Raw genomic sequence first — 21,507 nt, 5'->3', positions numbered from 1 at the left:
GACGATGACCGGGCTGGACGCCTACCTCGACGCCGCAGCGCACTGCGGAGGGCGGGTCGCGCCGCTGCTGGACGCCTTGCGCGCCACACCGCCGGGCGCCCTGCTGCCGCTCCCCGGGTCGGGCCGGACTGCGGAGCGCTTCCGCGGCCTCGCCCGGATCGCCGCGGTGGATGTCACGGCCGCCCGGGTGATCGAGCCGCACCTGGACGCGGTGGCGATCCTCGCGGAGGCGGACGCCCACGAACCAGAGCAGGGCACGACGTGGGGCGTGTTCGCCGCCGAGGGTCCGGACGCCACGCTGCTCGCCTGCCCCGAGCAGGACCGCTGGGTGCTGCGCGGCCGCAAGCCCTGGTGCTCGCTCGCCGCGCGGCTCACCAGCGCGCTCGTCACCGCGGCCACGCCCGAGGGCGGCCGCCGGATGTTCGCGGTCTCGATGGGGGCGCCCGGGGTGACGGCCGAGCCGGCGCAGTGGGTCGCGCGCGGCCTCAGCGAGGTGGTCAGCGGACCGGTCGACTTCGACCATTCGCCCGCGCGCCCCGTCGGCGGCGACGGCTGGTACCTGGACCGCCCGGGCTTCCGCTGGGGCGCGATCGGCGTCGCGGCCTGCTGGTGGGGCGGCTGCCTCCCGGTCGTGGACGCGCTGATCGCCCGCACCCGGAAACGGCCGGACGACGCGATCCTCGCGGCGCGGACCGGCGAGCTCTACCGCCGCCTCGACGCCGGCCGGCTGGCCTTGGAGGATGCGGCGGCGCGGATCGACGAGGAGCGGGTCGCGGACGCGGCCGTGCTCGCTCACGCCGTCCGCGGCACCATCGCCGACACGGTCGTCGCGACCCTGGACGCCGCCCGCGACGTGCTGGGCCCGGCCGCCCTGGCCTTCGACGAGGACCTCGCCCGCCGCTGCGCCGACCTCGAACTCTACGTGTCCCAATACCACCGCGGGCGCGACGACGCCTCGCTGGCGGCCCACCTGGCGGGAGGACTGCTCCAATGGTGACCTTCGACCCGCTCGTGGCGACGACTCCTGCCGTGGTCTGGGAGGACCCGGAGCGCTGGTCGGCCGTGCCTCTCCGCACACGCGACTGGCTCGCGGGCTTCACGCGGATCGTCGTGTTCTCCGCGCATCCCGACGACGAGACGCTCGGGGTGGGCGGCCTCCTCGTCCTGGCCGGCGAGCTCGGCATCGACATCTCGGTGATCGTCGCGACGAGCGAGCGCGACGACCGCGTGGTCGAGCTGACGTCCGCGCTCTCGCGTCTCGGGACGACCACCGACCTGACGGTGCTCGGCCTGACGGACGGCGGTCTCAAGCACGAAGCGGACCTCCTCCGCGACGGGATCGACCTGGCGCTGGAGCCCCGCCGGAGCGCCACGACGCTCGTGCTGGCGCCCTGGCCGGGTGACCGGCACGGCGACCACAGGACGCTCGGCCGTGAGGTCGCCGCCGTGTGCGCGGTGCACGGTGACCGGCTCCTGCTCTACCCGGTCTGGCTGTGGCAGTGGGGCTCGCCCGACGACCTGCCGTGGGACCGTGCCAGCGAGGTCGAGCTGACCTCCTCGGCCCGCGCGCGCAAGCGTGCCGCGCTCGCCGCGTTCGCCAGCCAGCTGCATTCCTCCGCCAACCCGGAGGGGGTGCTCACGGCGGAGTTCGTCGAGCGGGCCGTGCACGGCCGCGAGGTGCTGTTCGAACCGGAGGAGAGCGCGATCGGCGATCACTTCGAGGCGCTGCATCGGGTCAGCGCCGACCCCTGGGCGGTGCGGACCCGGTGGTACGAGCGCCGCAAGCGCACGCTCACGTGCGCCGTGCTCCCCAAGGAGCGCTATGCCCGCGGGTTCGAGATCGGCTGCTCCAACGGGGAGATGTCGGCGCTGCTGGCGGAGCGGTGCGACGCGCTGGTCTGCGTCGACAGTGCGCCGACCGCGGTGGCGCTCGCCGCGGAGCGCACTGCCGCAGCCGCCGGCGTCGTGGTGCAGCGGATGCGCGTGCCCGAGGAGTGGCCGGAAGGCTCGTTCGACCTCGTGGTCGTCTCCGAGGTCGCCTACTATCTCGCGACCGACCAGTGGGCCGCGACGATCGATCGCATCCTCGGGTCGCTCGCCGAGGGCGGCCAGGTGGTGCTGTGCCACTGGACGGGGCACGCCGACGACTTCGCCCAGTCCGGCTGGGACGCTCACGCCGCCTTCGCCGCCCGCTCGGGCCTCCGTGTGCTGGTGCAGCACCACGACGAGGAGTTCCTCCTGGAGGTCTTCGGGTGACGGTCGACCATGTCCTCGTCGCTGTGCCCGCCCGCGACGAGGAGTCCACGCTCGCCGGCTGCCTGCGCTCCATCGAGCGCGCCCGAGAGTCGGTCGACGTCGCATCGTCCGTGGTCGTGGTGCTCGACGCCTGCACGGACGGGTCGGCGGAGGTCGTTCACGGCTTCCCGGGCGTCTTCGCGATCGAGCGGGACTACGGGAACGTCGGCCGCAGCCGGCACGACGCCGTCCTCGCCGGGCTGGCCCAGGTCGACGCGGCGCCCGAGCGGACCTGGATCGCGTTCACGGACGCGGACAGCTCGGTCCCGCGCTCGTGGCTGCGCGAGCATCTGCGTGCAGCGAAGGGCTCGGAGGCGTACGTGGGTGCGGTCGTCCCGCACCTGGCGGAGCTGGATCCGGCGCGCCGGCGGGCGTGGGAGCGCAGCCACGGGCCCGGAGCGACGCTGGGCCATGTGCACGGCGCCAACCTCGGCGTGCGAGCGGACGCGTATCTCCGGGTCGGCGGGTTCCTGCCGCTCTTCGTCGGCGAGGATGTCGATCTGGTGTCCCGGCTGCGCGCGGCCGGCTGCCCCGTGGCCGAGAGCGAGCGTCATCCCGTGACCACCTCGAGCCGGCTCGCCGGGCGAGCGCCCGACGGGTACGCGGACTACCTGCGGGGACTCGTGACCTGAGTCGTCGGATTGACGCGGTTGACGCAGTTGACGCCGGGTGGCAGGATTAGTTGACGTAGTTGACGTGTTGACATGGATGGGAGCCCCGGATGAGCACCGTTTCTCCCGAGCGTCGGCCGGTGTTCCGCCGTGAGGTCGAAGAGCATCGCGTTGACGAGATCTCGGACGCCGTTCGCGTTCGGCTGCTCGAACTGGTCGACCAGGGCGCGGAGCTGGTGCAGCTCGGCGACGCGGATGAGGTCGCTGCTCAGTTGGTCAGCCGGTTGCCGGTTGCGAGCCCGTGGCCGGAGATCGTCGGCCCGTGCTACACGAGCGGGTCGCTGCAGCGTGAGCTCGGGACGAGCCGCGCGGCGCTGTCGAAGGCTGTCGGCGAGGGGCGCCTGCTTCGTCTGATGACCTCGGATGGTCACTACGTGTATCCGGCTTTCCAGGTCGTCGATGGGGCTCTCGTGCGCGGCCTGCGCGAGGTGCTCGCGAAGCTCCGGCTCGGCGCTCCGGACGATCCGTGGACGTGGGCGCAGTGGCTGAACACACCCGTGCCGGACCTGTCGGCCGTCGTCGCAGAGGGTGCGGAGCCGCCGAGGCGTCGGAACATCGAGCGACTCGCCGCTGGAGACGTTGAAGGCGTCGTCCGGGACGCCGAGCTCGCGGCAGTGGGCTGGGCCGCGTGACGGCAGTCCAGGGCCCGCCGGACCCTGCACGCAGCTATCGGACATTCCCGGAACGACGAGTCCACGCGACCTCCACGATCTTCCGCGCGCACGCGCCCCGTCGAAGCGCCTGGTGGTTCGACAGCAGCGAGTACGGCCGGTTCAATCTGCGGGACGACCGCGGCACGTGCTACGCGGCGACGAAGGTGGATACCGCGGTGCGGGAGAAACTGCGCGACCAGGTCAGCGCGAGCCGCGTCGTCTCCCGGAAGCTGGCGGACTCCTTCGTCGTCTCGGTCATCACCGTTCCGTCGAACTACCGCTGCGCTGCCGTCAGCGGCGCGCGCGCGGTCGACTTCGGCATCGTCCGCGAACTGGTGACGCGCGCCGACTACGCCATCCCCCAGGAGTGGGCGCGGACCTTCGATGCCAGTGGCTTCGACGGGATTTTCTACGGTTCCGCGTACACGACCGGAGCAGCGACCGCGATCGCGCTCTTCGGCAAGGCCGGCCCCGCCGGCGACAGGTACGCCGAGCGCCGGCACATGAACGGCGCCGACGCATGCGCGGCATCCGGAATCAAGGTCGCCGGGCCGCCACCACTCGGCGCGCTGACGATCGTCTGAGCAGGCGCGCGGCAGGCCTCCGGCGCCCCGACTACCCCGCCGCCACCGCGAGCCTCGAGCGCACCTTCAGCACGGACGGATCGGCTGCGCCCGGCTGCGGGATCGCGCCGAGCGCGAACTCCCGGATTGCCCCGCGCCGGAACACCAGGCATTCGGTGGACCCGCCGAACTGGAAATAGCCCAGCTCGTCGCCCTTCTCAACATGGTGACCCGGCACGATGTCGTCGCCGATCACGCAGGAGGAGACCTCCACCATGCCCACCGGGACGACCGCCATCAGGCCGATCGCGGGGTTGTCCGCCTGGATCAGGATGATCGCGCGGGCGGCGACGTGGGCGAGGTAGCCCTGCGAGGCCGTCGCCTCCACCGCCTCCGCTCCCTCCGAGTCGGCCTCGGAGAAGTACGTGCCGGGCTGCACGAAGGCGCGGACGATGGTGCCCGCGACCGGGCTGTGCCAGCGGTGGTAGTTGAGCGCGCTGAGGAAGCCCTGGTACACCGTCCCGCCGACGAACTCGTCCACGGACTCGTCGTCCGCGAGCAGGTCCTGCAGCGAGTAGGGCTGGCTCTTGATCCAGAACTCGCTGTGCCGGGCGACGTCGCGGCTGATCCGGTACGGCGTGGACTCGCAGGCGCTCACCACCACCGCGTCGTCGTCGGGCGAGTCGACGGGCCGTGCGCCCTCCTTCAGCCGGCGGGTGAAGAAGTCGTTCCACGAGGTGAAGCCCCAGTGCTCGGCGTCGGGGTCGTGCTGGAACTGGTCGATGCCGACGACCTCGCGCGCCTTCTCGGACATCCAGCCCTCCGGCGAGTCGTTGAGCACGTAGAGGGAGTCCGGCCCGTTCAGGAACTCGGCCCAGGCGTCCAGCACCTTCTTGAGGATCGCGTTGACCCGCGGGTCGCGGTAGGCGGCCATCCCCGAGGTGGTCCCCATCGTCCAGTCGAGGATGCCCGTGAGCGGCGTGGTGACCATCGCGCCCTCGCTGAACTCCGGAGCCGTGTCGAGCACGCCGTCGATCAGCCGCAGCAGCTGGCCGACGCTCTCGATGTGGCGCGCGCTGTACTGGCGGGTCTTCGGCACCTCCTGGATCATCCGCGTCAGATACATGCGGACGATCGCGTCCCGGTCGATGAGGTCGGCGAACTCCTGGATCACGGGATGCCGGTACGGCGCCGTGTCGTCGTCGCCGAGCTGGTCGATCCGGCCGTCCAGCCAGGCCTCCAGTTCGTCCTGATCGTGCGGCAGCCAGCCGCCGCGGCGCTTGAGGTCCTCGGACGTGTGCGTCATGCCGCACACAGTACGCTCAGGTCAGCGCGAGCAGGCCGAACCCCATCGCCGCGACGCCGAGGACGAGCCAGACGACGTAGTCGCCGACGTGGCCGGAGTGCGCTCGCCGCAGCACGCGCGCGGGCGCGCGGAGGACGGCGTCCACTGCCCGACGGACCCGCGTGCGCACGCCGAACAGGTCGAAAGCCGCGACGCCCACGGCGACGAGAAGGGTGAGCGCCGCCATCGCGAGCGCCAATGGCGACCAGACGTCGACCGCGGGAGGCGCGCTCGACGCAAACCCCGCGCGCCCGTCGAGCGCGGCGCCGGCGTACCCCGCGCTGTCCAGGAAGCGCCCCGCGGCCACGACGGCGGAGGCAGGGAACCCGGGCAGCAGACCGAGCACGAGGGCGCAGCCGACGAGCACGGCGGGAGGCGCCAGCATGCTCGACGGCGTGCGCTCGCCGTCGATGCGCACCTCGATCAGCTCCGTGTCCCCGCTCATGCCTTCCGCCTCGATCCCCTCGGGCACCGCTCCTATCCCGAGGAAGACGCGCCCGCCCGCGCGCAGCACCGCGGCCCCGGTCAGCGCGGAGGCCAGCAGCAGCGCGAACGGCACCCAGCCCAGCCCGGCGTCGTCGGCCGCGCTGTCCGCCATCGACTTGCCGACCGCGGTGGCGAACGGCGGGAGCCCGGCCAGCGCGAGCGCGGCGAGCCCGTAGAGGATCCCCACGAACCGGAGCGGCCGTGCCCGGCCGTGCAGGGTGATCTCGTCCACACTGCCGTAGCGGTTGAGCAGGATCCCGGCGAGCAGGAAGAGCGCCCCCTTCACCGCCGCGTGCCCGAGCAGGTAGACGATCAGCGCGCCTCCCGCGTTCCGGCCGCCGACGCCCAGGATGAGGAAGAACATCCCGACGTGCGCGATGGTCGAGAACGCGAGCAGACGCTTGAGGTGGCGCTGGAGGAGGCACATCACCGCGCCCACCGCCGCCGTCAGCGCCCCGAGCGCCAGCAGGAACGGCTGCACGGCCTGCGCGCCGAGCGGAGCGGCGAAAGCCACGCCCAGCACGCGCGCGACGCCGTACAGGCCGAGCTCGACCATGACCCCGGAGAACAGCACGCACACCGGGGTCGGCGCGACGGCGTGCGCGTCGTCGAGCCAGAAGTGGAACGGGACGACGGCGCCCTTGACGAGGAAGCCGGTGCAGATGAGAACGAAGCCGAGGACCACGACGGGGCCGTGCTGGTGCGCGAGCGTGCGGGAGAGCTCCGCGAGGTTGAGCTGGCCGGTGTGCGCGTAGATCGTCCCCACGCCGATCAGTGACACATAGGCGGCCAGCGAGTTCACGATCCCGAAGTTGATCGCGCCCTGCACCGCGGACGGGTCCTCGATCTTCATCCCGGCCAGCGCGTACGCGGCGACGCTCATCAGTTCGAAGAAGACGAACATGGTGAAGATGTCTCCGGCGAGGACGAACCCGGTCATCCCGCCGAGGAAGAACAGCAGCAGGCCGTGGAACTGGGTGCGGGAGCCCTCGAAGTACCGCCAGGAGAAGATCACAGCAGCGACCACCAGGGCGGCGGCGAGCAGGGCCAGCCCGGCGGTGACCTGGTCGCAGACCAGCGCGATCCCGACGCTCACGCCGTGCGTCGGGGTCCAGCCGCCCAGCCATTCCGCGATCCGGGCCTGCCCGTTGCCCGCGAGCAGCACGGCGTCGAGGACGAGGGAGACGCAGGCGCCCAGCAGCGACAGTAGCTCGATGAGCCGCCACGGCAGCCAGCGGCCCAGGGCCAGCACGACGCAGCCGAACGCGATCGGCACGACGATGAGCAGCGGCAGCGTGCTCGCGAGGGCGGAGGTCGTCACCGGGTCAGCCCTCCAGATTCGACAGCTCGTCGGGAGCCACGGTGCGGCGGCGCTTGGCGATCTGCACGACGAGCGCGAGAAGCATCGACGTCACCGCGGCCGAGACCACCACGTCCGTCAGGGTCAGCGCCTGGACGATCGGGTCGACCACCGGCGTGTGCCGCCCGACGCCGGACCCGAAGATCGGTGCGAGGCCGCCGTACTGGTAGCCGGCCGCGATGAGGAACACGTAGGTGCCGGACTGCGCGACGGACAGGCACACCACGGTGTGCACGAGGTCGCGGCTGCGGGCGATGCCGACGATGCCGAGCAGCACGATCGCGCCGGCGACGAGATACGGGAAGATGCTCACGCAGCGGCTCCTCGGTCGGGGGCGTCGCCGGACGGCGCCGGGTCCTTCTCGCGGATCACGAGCGCCTGGTCGAGGAAGTGCGCCAGGAGCAGGATGATGCTGCTCACGACCGCCATCCCGACCGCGACGCTCAGCAGCGGCACGGTGCCGGAGGAGACCAGGTCGGCCATCGTCCCCTGCGGGATGACGTTGGCGAGGAACGAGCCGCCGAGCGCGAGCCCCGCGAGGCCGATTGCAGCGTAGAGCAGGAGCCCGGCCGACTCCACCGGCGGGAACAGGTCGAGCGGCCGGAAGCGCTCCAGCAGCGGGAAACGGCCGCCGACGTAGAGCAGGTGGAGGCCGGTCGCGAGCACCACACCGCCCTGGAATCCGCCGCCCGGGGTCACCGCTCCGTGGGTGACGACGTCCACCCCGATCAGCAGCGTGAGCGGCAGGAAGACGTAGACGAGCACGCGCGTCGAGTCCAGCAGCCGGCCGCGGTCGTCCGGCTTCACCCGCTCCTCCTCGTGCCCGGCGCGCAGCAGCACCGCGACGCCGGCGATCGAGGCCACGAGGATGCTCTCCTCGCCGAACGTGTCGAAGCCGCGCTGGTCGAAGTTCACCGACGAGATGACGTTCGCGGTCGAGTGCGCGTACGCGGCTGTCACGGCCAGGTCGCGGTAGGGATGCCAGGTGCCGCCGAACGGCGGCAGCGGCAGCCAGACCAGCACGAAGAACACGGCCATGCCGAGCACGCCCACCCAGAGCAGCGTCATCCGCACGCGCCGGGTCATCGGTCGTCCCGCTTCCGACGCTTCGACTGCGCCACCTTCCGCACGGCGAGCAGCACCATGAGCGGCGTCACCGCGGTGCCGACCGCGAGCTGGCTGAGCGCGACGTCCGGCGCCTGCAGCACCATGAAGAAGACGGTGAGCAGGAGACCGTAGACGCCGAGTACGACCGCCTGCCGGCCCGGGTCGTCGGTGAAGACCACGACCGCGGCGCCGCCCAGCGCGGCGACGAGCGCGATCACGATGAGGACGCTCATTCGGGCGACCTCCCGACCTCGATGCCCGCGTCGGCCGCGAGCGCGCGGGCGACCGCGGCGGTGAGCACCGGGCTGCCCGCGGCGACCACGACGGCGATCGCGACGATGGTCGCGGTCCCGAGGCTCCAGCCGGTGGGGAGCGCGGCGCCGAGGCAGAACAGCGGGACCGCGATGGTGGTGATCGGCGCGAGGAAGTGCAGCCGGGTCAGCGGGCGGCGTGCGACGAGCGCGCCGATCGCGCAGAACCCGACGATGGCGAGCGCGAGGAGGACGAGCACCCAGGTGAGCACGGCGATCACGAGCGCTGGCCCTTCGGTCCGTCTCCGCCGTCGCCGTTGCCGTCCGTGGCTCGCGCGTCAGCGATCCGCTGGCTGCGCTGCCGGATCAGCCGGGTGAACACGAGCGTGCCCGTCGTCAGCAGCACGGCCAGCGTCAGCGGCACGATCAGGTACGACGTCTGGCCGTCCCCGACAGCGACCGCCACCAGGATCATCACCGTCGTCACCCCGGCCAGCTGGAGGCCGACAAGCCGCCCGACCGCTTCACCGCGCGCGGCCAGGACGAGTCCGACCACTGGGCCGGCCACGATGAGGACGCCGATCGCGACCTCCCAGACCGGGCTCACGACGACACCCGCTCGTCGAGCGACGGGGGACCGCCGACCACCCGGTGCAGCAGGAACGTGCCGTCGTCCTGGGTGTCGACGACGCAGGACCCCGGCGTGGCGGAGACGGCGATGATCGCGCCGGCGCGATGCCCGACCGCCTCGGGAGCGTTCCCGGCCGGGACGTGCCGGCGCACGAGCGCGTCCTGCTCGGCCGGGTCGTGCGCGCCGCGCGCGATCCAGGCGAAGAGGCGTCCCAAGTCCGCGACCGCGGCCACCGGCACGAGCAGCCCCCAGCGTAGCCACGCCGCGGAGGGGCGGAACCGCAGCCCCATCGCCCGCCGGGCCACGACGGCGAAGACGCCCAGCGCCGCGGAGGTGCAGACGGCCACGATCGTCTCTGCCAGGGTGATGGCGGACACGGTCGCCATCCAGACCACCATCCCGGCCACGAACCAGCACGCGGCCTCGACGAACGCTCTCATCATCCTCCGTCCCGGCGGGGCGACGCCCGACGGCGACGCCTCGACCGGCGACGACAGTACGCGCGCCCTCCCGGCGGTGGAAGGCGGTCGCGTGCGTCGGCTCACGGGCCTACCGTGCCCAGGGAGAGCGTCCACCGGGACGCCAGGGAAGAAGGGACGCCATGCCGGCCGACACGAACACGAACACGAACGAGAACGCCGGGCGCGGCGAGCAGCAGACCCGGCGTGAGAACGCGGAAAAGGGCTTCGTGGCCTCCGCCGCCCTCGCCCGCGACCTCCAGCGGGTGCAGGTCGACCTGATCGAGCTGTCGCTGCAGGGCAAGCAGGCGCACTGGAACATCGTCGGCCGCAACTTCCGCGACCTCCACCTCCAGCTGGACGAGATCGTGGAGGCCGCACGCGAGTTCAGCGACACCGTCGGCGAGCGGCTGCGCGCCCTGCACGCGACGACCGACGGGCGGTCGCGCACGGTGGCCGAGACGACGTCGCTCCCCGAGTTCCCCGGCGGCGAGGTCGACACCGCCGAGGCGGTCGACCTCGTCACCGAACGGCTGGAGGCCGTCGTCCGCACGATGCGTTCGGTGCACGACGAGGTCGACGAGGAGGACCCGACCTCGGCCGACATCCTGCATCAGGTCATCGAGCGCCTGGAGCAGCTCGCCTGGATGGTCAGCGCCGAGAACCGGCGGCCGGCGACGCGGTGACCGCGGGCGGGGAGGCGCTCACGGCGTCGGCATCCCGCCGGTGACCGTGAGCGTCTCCCCGACCACGTAGCTGGACTCCGGCGACGCCAGGAACACGTACGCCGGGGCCAGCTCGGCCGGCTGCCCCGGCCGGCCGAGCGGCGTCTGCGAGCCGAAGTCCGGCAGTTTCTCGGGAGGCTGGCCCGCGCTGATCTGCAGCGGCGTCCAGATCGGTCCAGGGGCCACGGCGTTGACGCGGATGCCCTTCGGCGCGAGCTGCTGGCCCAGCGCTTTCGTGAAGGTGTTGATCGCCGCCTTCGTGGTGGCGTAGTCCACAAGCAGCTCGCTCGGGAGGTATGCCTGCACCGAGGTCGTGTTGATGATCGTCGAGCCGGCGGCCAGGTGCGGCAGCGCGGACTTGGTGAGCCAGAACATCGCGTAGACGTTGGTCTTCATGGTCTGGTCGAACTGCTCGTCCGGCAGCTCGCCGAGGTCGGGGCAGAACAGCTGCTTGCCTGCGTTGTTGACCAGGATGTCGAGGCCGCCGAACTCGTCCACCGTGCGCTGCACGACCCGGTCGCAGAAGGTCCGGTCGGTCAGGTCGCCCGGGATCGTCAGCGCGGTCCGCCCCGCGCCGCGGATCTGCTCCGCGATGGCCTGGGCGTCGACCTCCTCGTCCGGCTGGTACACGATCGCGACGTCCGCGCCCTCCCGGGCGAAGGCGATGGCGACGGCCGCGCCGATCCCGGAGTCGCCGCCGGTGACGATCGCCTTGCGGCCGGTGAGCCGGCCGGTGCCCACATAGCTGGACTCGCCGTGGTCGGCGGGCGGGTCCAGCTCGCTGTCGCGACCCGGTTCGGGGACCTGCGTCTCCGGCGGGTGGATGTGCGGGTAGCGGTCGACGGGGTTGTCGAACTCGTACTGGCTGTCGGGCATGGCCCCTCCTTCGCTCAGGCGGCCTGAGGATTCGGAACGGACGCTACGCGGGCACCGGGTAGGACGTACCCGGTTGCCCGCGCGGGGAGCGGCGCGTATCGTGCGGGCGCTGCGCTAGCGGTCGTCCGCCCCGCCGCCCGAGGCGGTGTCCGCGCCGTCGTCCGGGTCCTCGGACTGGGTGCCGGAGCCGTCGGGGAGGTCGTCGGGGTCGGGGTGGTGTGCGTCGCGATCGGTCATCGGTCGTCGTCCTTCCTGTCGTCGGTTCCTGTCGTCAGCGCACCGTACGCCTCCGTCGGGCGGAGGGCGAGCCTGCGCGGCGATGACGCCGCCCGCGGGTACGGTCCCTGATGTGACCCACAGCCCCGTCGACATCGCTCTCGCCGGCGAAGAGGACGCCGATCGGTCGCGCGCCGCCTTCCCGCAGTGGGGCTGGCTGGTCGCCGTGGTGCTCATCTTCGCCGCGTCGGTGCTGGGCGTCCGGCTGGCGCCGCCCGGCAGCCAGGTCGCGATCTGGTGGCCCGCCGCCGGCCTCTCGGTGCTGCTCGTCCTGCTCGTGCGCGGTCGGAGGGAGCGGGGGTGGGCGCTGGGCGCGATCTTCGTGGTCACGGCTCTGGCGAACGCCGCGGCCGGGCGACCGGTCCTGATCTCGTCCGCCTTCGGACTGGCGAACACCGTCGAAGCGCTGGTGGTCTTCGTGATCCTGGCGCGGCTGGGCGGCCCCGGGTTCCGGTTGCGCGATCTCGACTCCGCGCTGAAGTTCGCCGCCGCCGTGGTCGCCGGCGCGATCGCGATCGGCGTGCTGGCCGCCGCGGCCGTCGCCGTATTCGAGGGCGGCGACTTCTTCCCCACGGCGGCGTTCGTCGCCGCCTCGCACGCGGCTGCCGTGTTCATGATCGCCCCGTTCGGGCTGCTCCCGGCAGCCCTCCCGGTGCGCGCGACCGTCCTGGAGATGATGGTTCAGGGCGTCGCGCTCGCGGCCGTGATCGTCGTCGTCTTCCACCCCGGCACGAGTCTCCCGCTCGCGTTCCTGCCGTACCCGGTGCTCTCCTGGGCGGCCTTCCGGTTCCCCATCCGCGTGGTGGTCACCGAGACCCTGCTGGCGTCGGCGGCGATCCTCGGGCTCACGATCGCCGGCGGCGGCCCGTTCAACGACGCCGCCCTGGAATTCGCGCAGCGGGCGGCGCTCGCGGAGACCTTCCTGGTCACCTTCTCCGGTTTCGCGATCGTCCTGGCGGCAGCCCAGTACGAGCTGCGGGCGACCTCCCGGCAGCTTCTCGCCACCACCCGGCTCCTCTCCGGCAGCGCGGTCGAGTCCTCGATCGGACTGCTGATCGCGGAGCGCTCCCGGGACGACGAACTGCGCGTGATCTGGAGCAACCCCACCGCTGACGCCCTGCTGCCTGCGGGAAGCGGCCGGCGATGGGCGGGCGAGCTGGCCACCGCCGCCCGCACCGCCCTCGCGGACGGGATCGCCGTCACGGTGAGCGAGGACCCGCGCACGCTCACCGTGGCGGCGAACGGCATCCCGGACGAGCCCGACCGGTTCGCCGTCCAGTTCGTCGACGTGACCGACACGCTCCGGATGCAGGCGGCGACGCTCGCCGCCGAACGCGAACAGGAGGCGGCGCGCACGACCCGCATCGACCTGGAGCGGCAGCGCGAGGACTTCGTCGCGACGACGAGCCACGAGCTGCGCACTCCGATCACCAGCATCGTCGGGTTCTGCGAGCTGCTCGCCGAGTCGGACGCGCTCGGCGACCAGGAGAAGGCCTGGGTGGAGGTGATCGACCGGAACGCGGTCCGGCTGTCCTCCCTGGTCGAGGACCTCCTGACCCTGGGCGAGCCGTCGGTGCGGCGGGCCGGTTCCGCGGCCGAGGCCGATGTGGACGCCCAGATCGGCGACGTGGTGCGGGCGTCGAGCGTGATCGCCTCGAAGAAGCGCATCGAGCTGTCCACGGCGGGCCGCGCCGGCTTCGCCCGGGCGGAGCCGCGCGATGTGGGCCGCATCCTCACCAACCTGGTCGCCAACGCCGTCAAGTTCACGCCGGAGGGCGGCAGCGTGACGGTCACCGCGTCCGCCGACGACGCGACGGTCACGGTCGTCGTTGCGGACACCGGGCCGGGGATGAGCGAGGAGACCCTCGCGCACGCCTTCGACCGGTTCTACCGCGCGCCCGGCATGGAGCGCGACGCCGTCCCGGGGACGGGGCTCGGACTCGCGATCGTCGCGGAGCTGGTCGAGCGCAACGGCGGCTCGGTGCGGCTCGAGTCCCCGGCGACCGGGGGCACCCGGGCAACCGTCGAGCTGCCGAGGAGTGTGCCGCCGGCGCAGTGAGGGTCAGCGGGCCGCCGCCGGTGTCCGCTCGCTCGGTACCTCCAGCGGCGCGGCCGTGGCGTCGAGCACCGTGCTCAGGTCCACGCCGGGCGCCAGCTCGACGAGCCGGAGGCCGTCGGCCGTCACGTCGATGACGGCGAGGTCCGTGATGATGCGGTCGACCACCCCGCGTCCGGTCAGCGGCAGCGTGCACTCCGGCACGATCTTCGGGCTGCCGTCCTTCGCGACGTGCTCCATCAGCACGATGACGCGGCCCGCGCCGTGCACGAGGTCCATCGCGCCTCCCGGGCCCTTGACCATCCGGCCCGGGATCATCCAGTTGGCCAGGTCGCCGCCCGCGGACACCTGCATCGCGCCGAGCACCGCCACGTCGATCTTGCCGCCGCGGATCATCCCGAAGCTGAGCGCCGAGTCGAAGAAGGCGGCGCCGGGGATGGTGGTGACGGCCTCCTTGCCGGCGTTGATGAGATCGGGGTCGACCGCGCCGGCGTCGGGGTAGGGCCCGGTGCCGAGGATGCCGTTCTCCGACTGGAGCACGACCGACCGCCCGGCCGGGAGGTGGTTGGGGATGAGGGTGGGCAGGCCGATGCCCAGGTTCACGTAGGCGCCGTCCGACAGCTCGAGGGCGGCGCGCGCGGCCAGCTGCTCGCGGGTCAGCGGCATCTCAGGCCCCCGCCCCCGCGACGGTGAGCCGCTCGACGCGCTTCTCGACCTCCCCGACCTCCAGCACCCGGTGCACGTAGACGCCGGGCAGGTGGATGTCGTCGGGCGCCAGCTCGCCGGGCTCGACCAGCCGCTCCACCTGGGCGACGCACATCCGCCCGGCCATCGCGGCCAGCGGGGAGAAGTTGCGCGCGGAGGCGTGGAAGCGCAGGTTCCCGGCCCGGTCGCCGACCTCGGCGTGCACGAGCGCGAAGTCGGTGCGGATGGCCTCCTCCAGCACGAACTCCTCGCGGACGCCGCCGACCTCGAACGTCTGCACCTGCTTGGGCTGGGACGCCACCGCGACCGAGCCGTCCGGCGCGTAGCGGCGGGGGAGACCGCCCTCGGCCACCAGCGTGCCCACGCCCGTGCGCGTGAAGAATGCGGCGATCCCCGAGCCCCCGGCGCGCAGCTTCTCGGCGAGCGTGCCCTGCGGGGTCAGCACCAGCTCCAGCTCGCCGCTGAGGTACTGGCGCTCGAACTCGCGGTTCTCGCCCACGTACGAGGAGGTCATCGTGCGGATGCGCCGGGCGGCGAGCAGCACGCCGAGGCCCCAGTCGTCGACGCCGCAGTTGTTGCTGACCACCGAGAGGTCGTCCACGCCGGCGGCGAGCAGCGCGTCGATGAGCGCCATCGGGACGCCGCACAGCCCGAACCCGCCGACCGCGAGGGAGGCGCCGCTCGGGATGTCGGCGACGGCCTCCGCCGCCGACCTGACCGTCTTGTCGATTCCCGCCGCGATCATCGGGCGCTCCACCCGCCGTCCATCGTGTAGCTCGCGCCGGAGACCATCCCCGCGTCGGGTCCGGCGAGCCAGAGTGCGAGGCTTGCGACCTCGTGCGGCTCGACCAGCCGTTTCACGGCCGACTCGGCGAGCAGCACCTGGGAGAGCACCTCGTCCTCGCCGATGCCGTTGAGGCGGGCCTGGTCCGCGATCTGCTTCTCCACGAGGGGGGAGCGCACGTAGCCCGGGTCGATGCAGTTGCTCGTCACGCCGTGTTCGCCGCCCTCCAGCGCGGTCACCTTGGACAGGCCCTCCAGGCCGTGCTTGGCCGAGACGTAGGCCGCCTTGTACTTCGAGGCGCGCAGGCCGTGCACGCTGGACAGGTTGATCACGCGCCCGAAGCCGCGCTCGTACATCCCGGGCAGCGCGGCTCGGATGAGCAGGAACGGCGCCTCCAGCATGAGCCGGAGGATCAGCGAGAACCGCTCAGGGTCGAACTCCTCGATCGGGCTCACGTGCTGGATGCCCGCGTTGTTGACGAGGATGTCGGTGTCCAGCCGGAGGCCGGCGAGCGCGCCGGTGTCAGCGAGGTCGACCTTCCAGCTCTCGCCGCCGATCTCGGCGGCGACGCGGGAGGCCGCGTCGCCGTCGATGTCGGCCACGGTGACGTGCGCGCCTGCGGCGGCGAACGCGCGGGCGCAGGCTGCGCCGATTCCGCTCGCGCCGCCGGTGACGAGTGCGCGGCGTCCCTGGAACGGGCTCATGGTGGTGCCTTTCGGTGGGGGTGGATCGTGGTCAGCGCGCGACGGAGGGCGCGGCGCTGGGGACGCCGCGGGCGGCGTCGGCCTGGTCGACGGCCTCCAGCGAGATGCCCTTCGTCTCGCGCAGCGTGAACACGGCCACCAGCGTCACGACGCAGGCGATCACGATGTAGACGGCCACCGGCAGCCAGCTGTGGTAGTCCTTCAGCCAGGCCGTCGCCAGGATCGGCGCGAGCGAGCCGGCCACGATGGACACCACCTGCGAGCCGAGGGAGACCCCCGAGTAGCGCATCCGGGTCGGGAACAGCTCCGCCATGATGGCCGGCTGCGGCGCGTACATGAAGGCGTGGAATACGAGGCCGATGGTCACCGCGAGCACGATGAGCGGCGGGTTGAGCGTGTCGAACAGCGGGAAGGCGAAGAACGCCCAGGTGGCGCTGAGCACCGCGCCGATCAGGTACACGGGCTTGCGTCCCACCCGGTCGCTGAGGCGGCCGACCTGCGGGATGACCAGGAAGTGGACGACGTGCGCGACCAGCAGGGCGAGCAGCAGCTGCCCGGTGTTGTAGTCGTGCGCGGCCTTGAGGTAGACGATCGTGAAGCTGACCACGATGTAGTAGAAGATGTTCTCCGCGAAGCGCAGGCCCATCGCCTTCAGTACGCCGCCGGGGTAGCGCTTGAGCACCTGGCCCACGCCGTAGCCGGAGCGCTGCTCGTTCTCGGCCTTCGCCCGCGCCTCGATGAAGATCGGCGCCTCGCTGACGCGGGTGCGGATGTAGAAGCCCACGAGGACGATCACGGCGGACAGCCAGAACGCGATCCGCCAGCCCCAGCTGAGGAACGCCTCCGGGGACATCACCCACGACGAGATGAGGAGCACGAGGGTCGCGAGGAGGTTGCCGACGGGGACGGCGGCCTGCGGCCAGCTCGCCCAGAACCCGCGGGTGCGGTCGGGGCTCTGCTCGGCCACCAGCAGCACCGCGCCGCCCCACTCGCCGCCCAGCGCGAAGCCCTGGATGAACCGCAGCGCGACGAGCAGTGCGGGCGCCCAGTAGCCGACGCTCGCGAAACCGGGCAGGCAGCCCATCAGGAACGTGGCGACGCCGACGATGATGATGGTCGCCTGCAGCGTGGGCTTCCGGCCGAACCGGTCGCCGATCTGCCCGAAGACGATGCCGCCGAGCGGGCGGGCGATGAAGCCGACAGCGTAGGTGACGAAGGCGGCGATGACCCCGTCCAGCGGACTGCCGGTGGCGGGGAAGAAGAATGTGCCGAAGACCAGGCTCGCGGCGGTGGCGTAGAGGAAGAACTCATACCATTCGACGACGGTGCCGGCCATCGACGCGGCGACGATCGTCTTGAGGGTGCGGGGACTCGCGGTGGTTTCCATACTCTCTCCTTCGATGTCGACGGTGACATCCGCGGGCCAGTCTCCCGGGGCTGGGGATGCGTATCAATGCCCAACCATGCGATCGCGGTGTGCATAATTGCACGCATGGATCTTGCACGCACGGACATTACACGCATCGACGCGTCGAAGAAGCCCAAGTCCGACGACCTGCTCGTGCTCCTCGCGGTGGCGCGGGCGGGCCGGTTCGCCCGGGCGCCGAGCAGCTCGGCGTCGACCACACCACGGTCTCCCGGCGGATCGACGCGCTCGAGGAGACCCTGGGCGGACGGCTGCTGACGCAGGCGTCCGGCGGCTGGGAGCTCACGCCGCTCGGCAGCCGCGCGGTGGACGTCGCCGGCCGCATCGAGTCGGCCGTGGCCGCGCTGACGCGACCGGAGGCGGAGGCCGACCCCATCGACGGTGTGGTGCGGATGTCGGCGACCGACGGCTTCAGCGCGTACATCGCCGCACCGGCGATCGCCGCGCTCCGGCGGCAGCATCCCGGCCTGTCGGTGGAGATCCTCACCGTCACCCGGCGGGCGCTGCAGCACCGCTCCGGGCTGGACATCGAGATCGTCGTCGGGCGGCCGGAGACCCGTCGCGCGCACACGGTCGAACTGGGCTCGTACGCGCTCGGGATGTACGCCTCCCTCGACTATCTCGAACGGAACGGCACCCCGACGACGCCGGAGGAGGTCTTCCAGCACCCGCTCGTCTACTTCATCGACTCGATCCTGCAAGTGGACGACCTCGACCTGCCGCGCCGCCTCGCCCCGCAGATGCGCGACGCGCTGACCTCGACGAACGTGTTCGTGCACGTGGAGGCCACCCGCGCGGGCGCCGGCATCGGGCTGCTGCCGTGCTTCATGGCCGACCGCCACGACGACCTGGTCCGGTTGCTGCCCGGCGAACTCCGCGCCACCCTGCCGTACTGGATGGTCGTCCACCCGGACTCGCTGCGCCATCCGGCGGTCGCCGCCGTCGCGCACGCACTCCGGGAGGAGGCACGGGACGCCGCGGAGATCCTGGCCGGCCGGGCGGCGGGTGGCGTGGTCTAGCATTGTGCTGAACGACAGGGGAGCGCCTTCAGGGCGCTGAGAGTGCGGCATGCCGCTGACCCTCGGAACCTGCTCCGGTTAGCACCGGCGAAGGGAGTCGAAATTCTCACGTCTGCAGCGCGCGACCAGTGGTGTCGTCCGTGCGACGCCCTCCTGTCGTCCCCATCGTCCATGGAACGGGAAGAGGAGAGCTCACCACGATGAGCGACACGACGACGACGACCTCCGGCACGGCAGCGCGCCCCTCCGGAGGCTACGTGCTGGCGCGCAGACCGCTCGCGCGGTGGCGGGCGATCGACCTGATCAGCGCGGCCATGATCGCCGTGGCGTTCGGGGTGGTGTTCTGGGCGTTCGACACCTTCGTCTACCCGGGCGTCACGCTGGTCACCGCCGGCTTCCCGCCCGCGGGCGAACTCGCGCTCGGCGTGTGGCTGGTCCCTGCGGTGCTCGGTGCGCTCGTCGTCCGCCGACCCGGCGCGGCGGTGCTCACCGAACTGGTCGCCGCGAACGTCGAACTGCTGCTGGGGAACCAGTGGGGCGTCGGCGTCCTCCTCTCCGGCTTCCTGCAGGGCGTCGGGGTCGAGATCGTCTTCGCGCTCCTGCTGTGGCGCTCGTTCGGCCTGGTCGCGGCGATCGGGGGCGGGATGCTCTCCGCCGCGCTGGAGATCGCCTGCTACGAGTGGTGGGCGTATGTGCCGGCCTACTCCTGGACGTGGAAGCTGGTCTACCTGGCAGCGGGGGTCCTCTCCGGCGGTGCGATCGCGGGCGTCGGCGGCTGGGCGCTCACCCGTGCGCTCGCGCGATCCGGCGCGTTGAACGCGTTCCCCGCCGGGCAGGAGCACCTCGAGCGTCGCGTCCGGAAGGCCTGAGCGATCGCGACGATGACGGGCGGGGCGCCCATCCGGTTCCGCGGCTTCACCTGGCGACCGCCCGGACGACGGGAGGACGTCTTCGCCGACTTCTCGCTGGAGATCGCACCGGGCGAGCGGGTTCTCCTGGTGGGGCCGAGCGGATGCGGGAAGTCGACGCTGCTCCGGGCGATCGCCGGATCGCTGGCCGCGCTCGACACCGCCGGCTCCGGCGACCACGACGGCGCCGTGCTCGTGGACGGGGCGGCGCCGGCCGACACGATGACCGGCCTTCTGCTGCAGGATCCCCGGGATGCGGCGGTGGCGCAGACGATCGGCCGGGACGTGGCCTTCGGACTGGAGAACGCGGGCACTCCACGCGGCGAGCTGTGGGCGGCCGTCCGGCGCTCCCTCAACGATGTCGGGCTGGCGCAGCCGCTCGGTCATCCGGTGCGGGCGCTGTCGGGCGGGGAGGCGCAGCGACTGGCCCTGGCGGGCGCACTCGTGTTCGGCCCGCGCGTCGTGCTGCTCGACGAGCCGACCGCGATGCTCGACCGGGAGGCCGCGCGCGCCGTCCGCGCGGCCGTCGCCGAAGCCGTCGCGGTTTCCGGCTCGACGCTGGTCGTCGTGGAGCACGACGCCCAGGAATGGCTACCGGTGATCGACCGCGTCGTCGCCCTCGGCGAGGACGGGACGATCGTCGCCGATGGCGACCCGCACGAGGTGTTCGTCGGCCACGGGTCGCGCCTCGCCGCGAGCGGAGTCTGGGTGCCCGGGTTCGCGGCACCCGCTCCAGCCAGGCTGGACGCCGGCCTCCTCGCGCCGCAGCTGCCGGTGCCAGCGGGCGAGGTGGCGGTGCGCGCGCGTCTCGGCACGCTCGAACTCGACGTGCGCGCGGGCGAAGTGCTCGCGCTCGTGGGCCCGAGCGGTGCCGGCAAGTCGACGCTCGGCGCCCTCCTCGCCGGACTGCGCGCGCCGGCGACGGGCAAGGTGCGGGTGGCGGCGGCGCTCGCCGTGGGCGGCGAGGAACGGCCGCACGTCTGGAGCTCGGCCCGGATCGTGCGTCGGATCGGCTGGGCGCCGCAGGACGCGGAGCTCGCCGTGCTCGGGGCGACTGTGCGGGAGGACGTCCGGCTCGGGGCGGCCCGCAGCGGCGCGAGCGCGGAGGAGGTCGACCGGCGTACGGACGAGCTCCTGGCGGCGCTCGGTCTCGGCGCGCTGGCCGACGCGGACCCGCACCGGCTCTCCGGCGGCCAGCTGCGGCGCGCAGCGATCGCGCAGGCGATCGGCGCCCGGCCGGCACTGCTCGTGCTGGACGAGCCGACGGTTGGCCAGGACCGCCTGACCTGGAGCGCCGTCGCCGGCGTCATCGCGGCCGCCCGGAGCGCCGGAGTAGCGGTCATCGTGGCCAGTCACGACAGGGAACTGATCGCGCTCGCAGACCGCATCCTCGAGCTCCGGCCCGGCGCCGCTCAGGAGCTGATCCGCCCGACCGGGACGGACACCGCGCGCTCGTTCGGTGGCGACGCAGCGGCCACTCCCGGGCGCGGCCTCGCCGCACGGTGCGGCCCGCTGTCCCTGCTGGCGGCGGCCGTGCTGCTCGTCGTGGGCGCGATCGGGGTCGTCTCGCCGGCCTCCGCGGCAGTGGGGATCGCCGGCTGGCTCGCGCTGATGCCGTTGGTGATGCGGGATGTCCGGGTTCCGGTGAGACGGCTCGTCCCCGGCCTCATCGCGGTCGCGTCCGTCGGGTTCTCGTCGTGGCTGCTGAGCCAGGGGCAGAGCCCGGAGGCCGCCCTGACGGCCGGCCTGCGCATCGCGTTCTTCGTGTTCCCGGGTGTGGCACTGGCCGGGCTCGTCCGCCCATCGGAGCTGGGCGACCATCTGGCCCAACGGCTCCGGCTGCCCGCGCGCCCGGTCGTCGCGGCGACGGCGGCGCTCCAGCAGTTCGACCGGCTGACGGCCGACTGGAGCCGGCTGCGCGGCGTCCGCCGCATCCGCGGAGTGGCGGCCGGCCGGAATCCGCTCGCCCGCGCCCGCGAACTGGCCGGGCTGACCTTCGGAGTCCTCGTGCAGTCGCTGCGCACGGCCGAGCGGATGGCGGTGGCGATGGACGCGCGCGGGTTCTCGGCCGCGCACGCGCACGGCTACCGCCGGACGTGGGCCGAGCCGGCGCCCTGGCACCGCGCCGACACGCTCCTGCTGGCCCTGGCGGCGATCGTCGCGTGCCTCCCGGCCGCCGTCGCCGTCATGTTCTGACGACGGCGGCGC

The 21,507-nt window shown here is 72.7% G+C and carries 23 protein-coding genes, 1 pseudogene and 1 riboswitch; of the genes and pseudogenes, 10 read left to right on the top strand and 14 right to left on the bottom strand.

Annotated features, from left to right (window positions below; genetic code table 11):
- Positions 1 to 4: 4 nt before the first annotated feature.
- The 5 genes from AC1ROW_RS09915 (at position 5) to AC1ROW_RS09895 (ending at position 4,203) form a co-directional block, all read left to right on the top strand.
- Positions 5 to 997 (top strand): acyl-CoA dehydrogenase family protein, encoded by a 993-nt coding sequence (locus AC1ROW_RS09915; protein WP_493018717.1) that lies wholly within the window; start codon positions 5 to 7, stop codon positions 995 to 997.
- Positions 991 to 2,256 carry a PIG-L family deacetylase gene (locus AC1ROW_RS09910; RefSeq protein WP_493018716.1) on the top strand — a complete coding sequence of 422 codons (1,266 nt, stop codon included), beginning with the start codon at positions 991 to 993 and terminating at the stop codon, positions 2,254 to 2,256. Before AC1ROW_RS09915 ends, AC1ROW_RS09910 begins: the two co-directional genes overlap by 7 nt.
- The gene (locus AC1ROW_RS09905) at positions 2,253 to 2,927 is read left to right on the top strand and encodes a glycosyltransferase family 2 protein (RefSeq protein WP_493018715.1); all 675 of its coding nucleotides are present in this window, start codon (positions 2,253 to 2,255) and stop codon (positions 2,925 to 2,927) included. The genes AC1ROW_RS09910 and AC1ROW_RS09905 overlap by 4 nt, the downstream gene beginning before the upstream one ends.
- 89 nt (positions 2,928 to 3,016) lie before the next feature.
- Complete coding sequence (locus AC1ROW_RS09900) at positions 3,017 to 3,598, top strand: hypothetical protein (protein ID WP_493018714.1); 582 nt, start codon at positions 3,017 to 3,019, stop codon at positions 3,596 to 3,598.
- Positions 3,595 to 4,203: an RES family NAD+ phosphorylase gene (locus AC1ROW_RS09895; protein ID WP_493018713.1), complete on the top strand. Its 609-nt coding sequence runs from the start codon at positions 3,595 to 3,597 to the stop codon at positions 4,201 to 4,203. Before AC1ROW_RS09900 ends, AC1ROW_RS09895 begins: the two co-directional genes overlap by 4 nt.
- Positions 4,204 to 4,234: 31 nt before the next feature.
- On the opposite strand, the gene AC1ROW_RS09890 is transcribed toward AC1ROW_RS09895, so the two are convergent.
- The 8 genes from AC1ROW_RS09890 to AC1ROW_RS09855 are packed head-to-tail and all read right to left on the bottom strand — an operon-like array spanning position 4,235 to position 9,802.
- Complete coding sequence (locus tag AC1ROW_RS09890; RefSeq protein WP_493018712.1) at positions 4,235 to 5,488, bottom strand: phosphatidylserine decarboxylase family protein; 1,254 nt, start codon at positions 5,486 to 5,488, stop codon at positions 4,235 to 4,237.
- 16 nt (positions 5,489 to 5,504) lie between these two features.
- Positions 5,505 to 7,334 (bottom strand): complex I subunit 5 family protein, encoded by a 1,830-nt coding sequence (locus AC1ROW_RS09885; protein ID WP_493018711.1) that lies wholly within the window; start codon positions 7,332 to 7,334, stop codon positions 5,505 to 5,507.
- 4 nt (positions 7,335 to 7,338) lie between these two features.
- A complete protein-coding gene (locus AC1ROW_RS09880) occupies positions 7,339 to 7,686 on the bottom strand; it encodes a sodium:proton antiporter (RefSeq protein WP_493018710.1) in 348 nt (115 codons plus the stop codon).
- Positions 7,683 to 8,459, bottom strand: coding sequence for an MnhB domain-containing protein (locus AC1ROW_RS09875; protein WP_493018709.1), 777 nt, complete (start codon positions 8,457 to 8,459; stop codon positions 7,683 to 7,685). Before AC1ROW_RS09875 ends, AC1ROW_RS09880 begins: the two co-directional genes overlap by 4 nt.
- Entirely contained in the window at positions 8,456 to 8,713 is a 258-nt protein-coding gene (locus AC1ROW_RS09870; protein ID WP_493018708.1) for a Na(+)/H(+) antiporter subunit B, read from the bottom strand. The genes AC1ROW_RS09875 and AC1ROW_RS09870 overlap by 4 nt, the downstream gene beginning before the upstream one ends.
- On the bottom strand, positions 8,710 to 9,012 hold the full coding sequence (locus AC1ROW_RS09865; protein WP_493018707.1) for a monovalent cation/H(+) antiporter subunit G: 303 nt from the start codon (positions 9,010 to 9,012) through the stop codon (positions 8,710 to 8,712). Before AC1ROW_RS09865 ends, AC1ROW_RS09870 begins: the two co-directional genes overlap by 4 nt.
- Entirely contained in the window at positions 9,009 to 9,338 is a 330-nt protein-coding gene (locus AC1ROW_RS09860) for a monovalent cation/H+ antiporter complex subunit F (RefSeq protein WP_493018706.1), read from the bottom strand. The genes AC1ROW_RS09865 and AC1ROW_RS09860 overlap by 4 nt, the downstream gene beginning before the upstream one ends.
- Positions 9,335 to 9,802, bottom strand: coding sequence for a hypothetical protein (locus tag AC1ROW_RS09855; RefSeq protein ID WP_493018705.1), 468 nt, complete (start codon positions 9,800 to 9,802; stop codon positions 9,335 to 9,337). Before AC1ROW_RS09855 ends, AC1ROW_RS09860 begins: the two co-directional genes overlap by 4 nt.
- Before the next feature lie 161 nt (positions 9,803 to 9,963).
- Between AC1ROW_RS09855 and AC1ROW_RS09850 the strand changes: the two genes are divergently transcribed.
- Positions 9,964 to 10,506, top strand: coding sequence for a Dps family protein (locus AC1ROW_RS09850; RefSeq protein WP_493018704.1), 543 nt, complete (start codon positions 9,964 to 9,966; stop codon positions 10,504 to 10,506).
- 18 nt (positions 10,507 to 10,524) lie between these two features.
- Here the strand turns inward: AC1ROW_RS09850 and AC1ROW_RS09845 are convergent, their stop codons facing one another.
- Positions 10,525 to 11,421, bottom strand: coding sequence for an SDR family oxidoreductase (locus AC1ROW_RS09845; RefSeq protein ID WP_493018703.1), 897 nt, complete (start codon positions 11,419 to 11,421; stop codon positions 10,525 to 10,527).
- A gap of 114 nt (positions 11,422 to 11,535) precedes the next feature.
- Entirely contained in the window at positions 11,536 to 11,658 is a 123-nt protein-coding gene (locus tag AC1ROW_RS09840; RefSeq protein ID WP_493018702.1) for a hypothetical protein, read from the bottom strand.
- A gap of 112 nt (positions 11,659 to 11,770) precedes the next feature.
- Between AC1ROW_RS09840 and AC1ROW_RS09835 the strand changes: the two genes are divergently transcribed.
- Entirely contained in the window at positions 11,771 to 13,756 is a 1,986-nt protein-coding gene (locus tag AC1ROW_RS09835) for an ATP-binding protein (RefSeq protein ID WP_493018701.1), read from the top strand.
- Between the two features lie 3 nt (positions 13,757 to 13,759).
- Here AC1ROW_RS09835 and AC1ROW_RS09830 read toward each other — a convergent pair whose 3' ends face one another.
- Genes AC1ROW_RS09830 through AC1ROW_RS09815 form a run of 4 tightly spaced genes read right to left on the bottom strand, consistent with a single transcriptional unit; the run spans position 13,760 to position 17,333 of the window.
- Positions 13,760 to 14,419 (bottom strand): 3-oxoacid CoA-transferase subunit B, encoded by a 660-nt coding sequence (locus AC1ROW_RS09830; RefSeq protein ID WP_493018700.1) that lies wholly within the window; start codon positions 14,417 to 14,419, stop codon positions 13,760 to 13,762.
- A 1-nt stretch (position 14,420) separates the two neighbouring features.
- Positions 14,421 to 15,203 (bottom strand): CoA transferase subunit A, encoded by a 783-nt coding sequence (locus AC1ROW_RS09825; RefSeq protein WP_493018699.1) that lies wholly within the window; start codon positions 15,201 to 15,203, stop codon positions 14,421 to 14,423.
- Positions 15,200 to 15,946 (bottom strand): 3-hydroxybutyrate dehydrogenase, encoded by a 747-nt coding sequence (locus AC1ROW_RS09820; RefSeq protein WP_493018698.1) that lies wholly within the window; start codon positions 15,944 to 15,946, stop codon positions 15,200 to 15,202. Before AC1ROW_RS09820 ends, AC1ROW_RS09825 begins: the two co-directional genes overlap by 4 nt.
- A gap of 31 nt (positions 15,947 to 15,977) precedes the next feature.
- Positions 15,978 to 17,333, bottom strand: a complete 1,356-nt coding sequence (locus AC1ROW_RS09815) for an MFS transporter (RefSeq protein WP_493018697.1) — start codon at positions 17,331 to 17,333, stop codon at positions 15,978 to 15,980.
- Positions 17,334 to 17,438: 105 nt separating this feature from the next.
- Between AC1ROW_RS09815 and AC1ROW_RS09810 the strand changes: the two are divergent.
- The 3 genes and pseudogenes from AC1ROW_RS09810 to AC1ROW_RS09800 all read left to right on the top strand — a co-directional run bounded on the left by AC1ROW_RS09810 (position 17,439) and on the right by AC1ROW_RS09800 (position 21,495).
- Positions 17,439 to 18,391, top strand: a pseudogene (locus AC1ROW_RS09810) (LysR family transcriptional regulator).
- A gap of 6 nt (positions 18,392 to 18,397) precedes the next feature.
- Positions 18,398 to 18,504, top strand: a riboswitch (TPP riboswitch).
- 87 nt (positions 18,505 to 18,591) lie between these two features.
- Positions 18,592 to 19,260, top strand: a complete 669-nt coding sequence (locus AC1ROW_RS09805) for an ECF transporter S component (RefSeq protein WP_493018696.1) — start codon at positions 18,592 to 18,594, stop codon at positions 19,258 to 19,260.
- A 12-nt stretch (positions 19,261 to 19,272) separates the two neighbouring features.
- Complete coding sequence (locus AC1ROW_RS09800; RefSeq protein WP_493018695.1) at positions 19,273 to 21,495, top strand: ATP-binding cassette domain-containing protein; 2,223 nt, start codon at positions 19,273 to 19,275, stop codon at positions 21,493 to 21,495.
- Positions 21,496 to 21,507 lie beyond the last annotated feature (12 nt).

The organism is Leifsonia sp. GW821-FHT13C09 (genome assembly GCF_058806435.1).
Note: the sequence above shows the minus strand (reverse complement) of the source record. Positions and strands in the feature narration are given on the sequence as shown.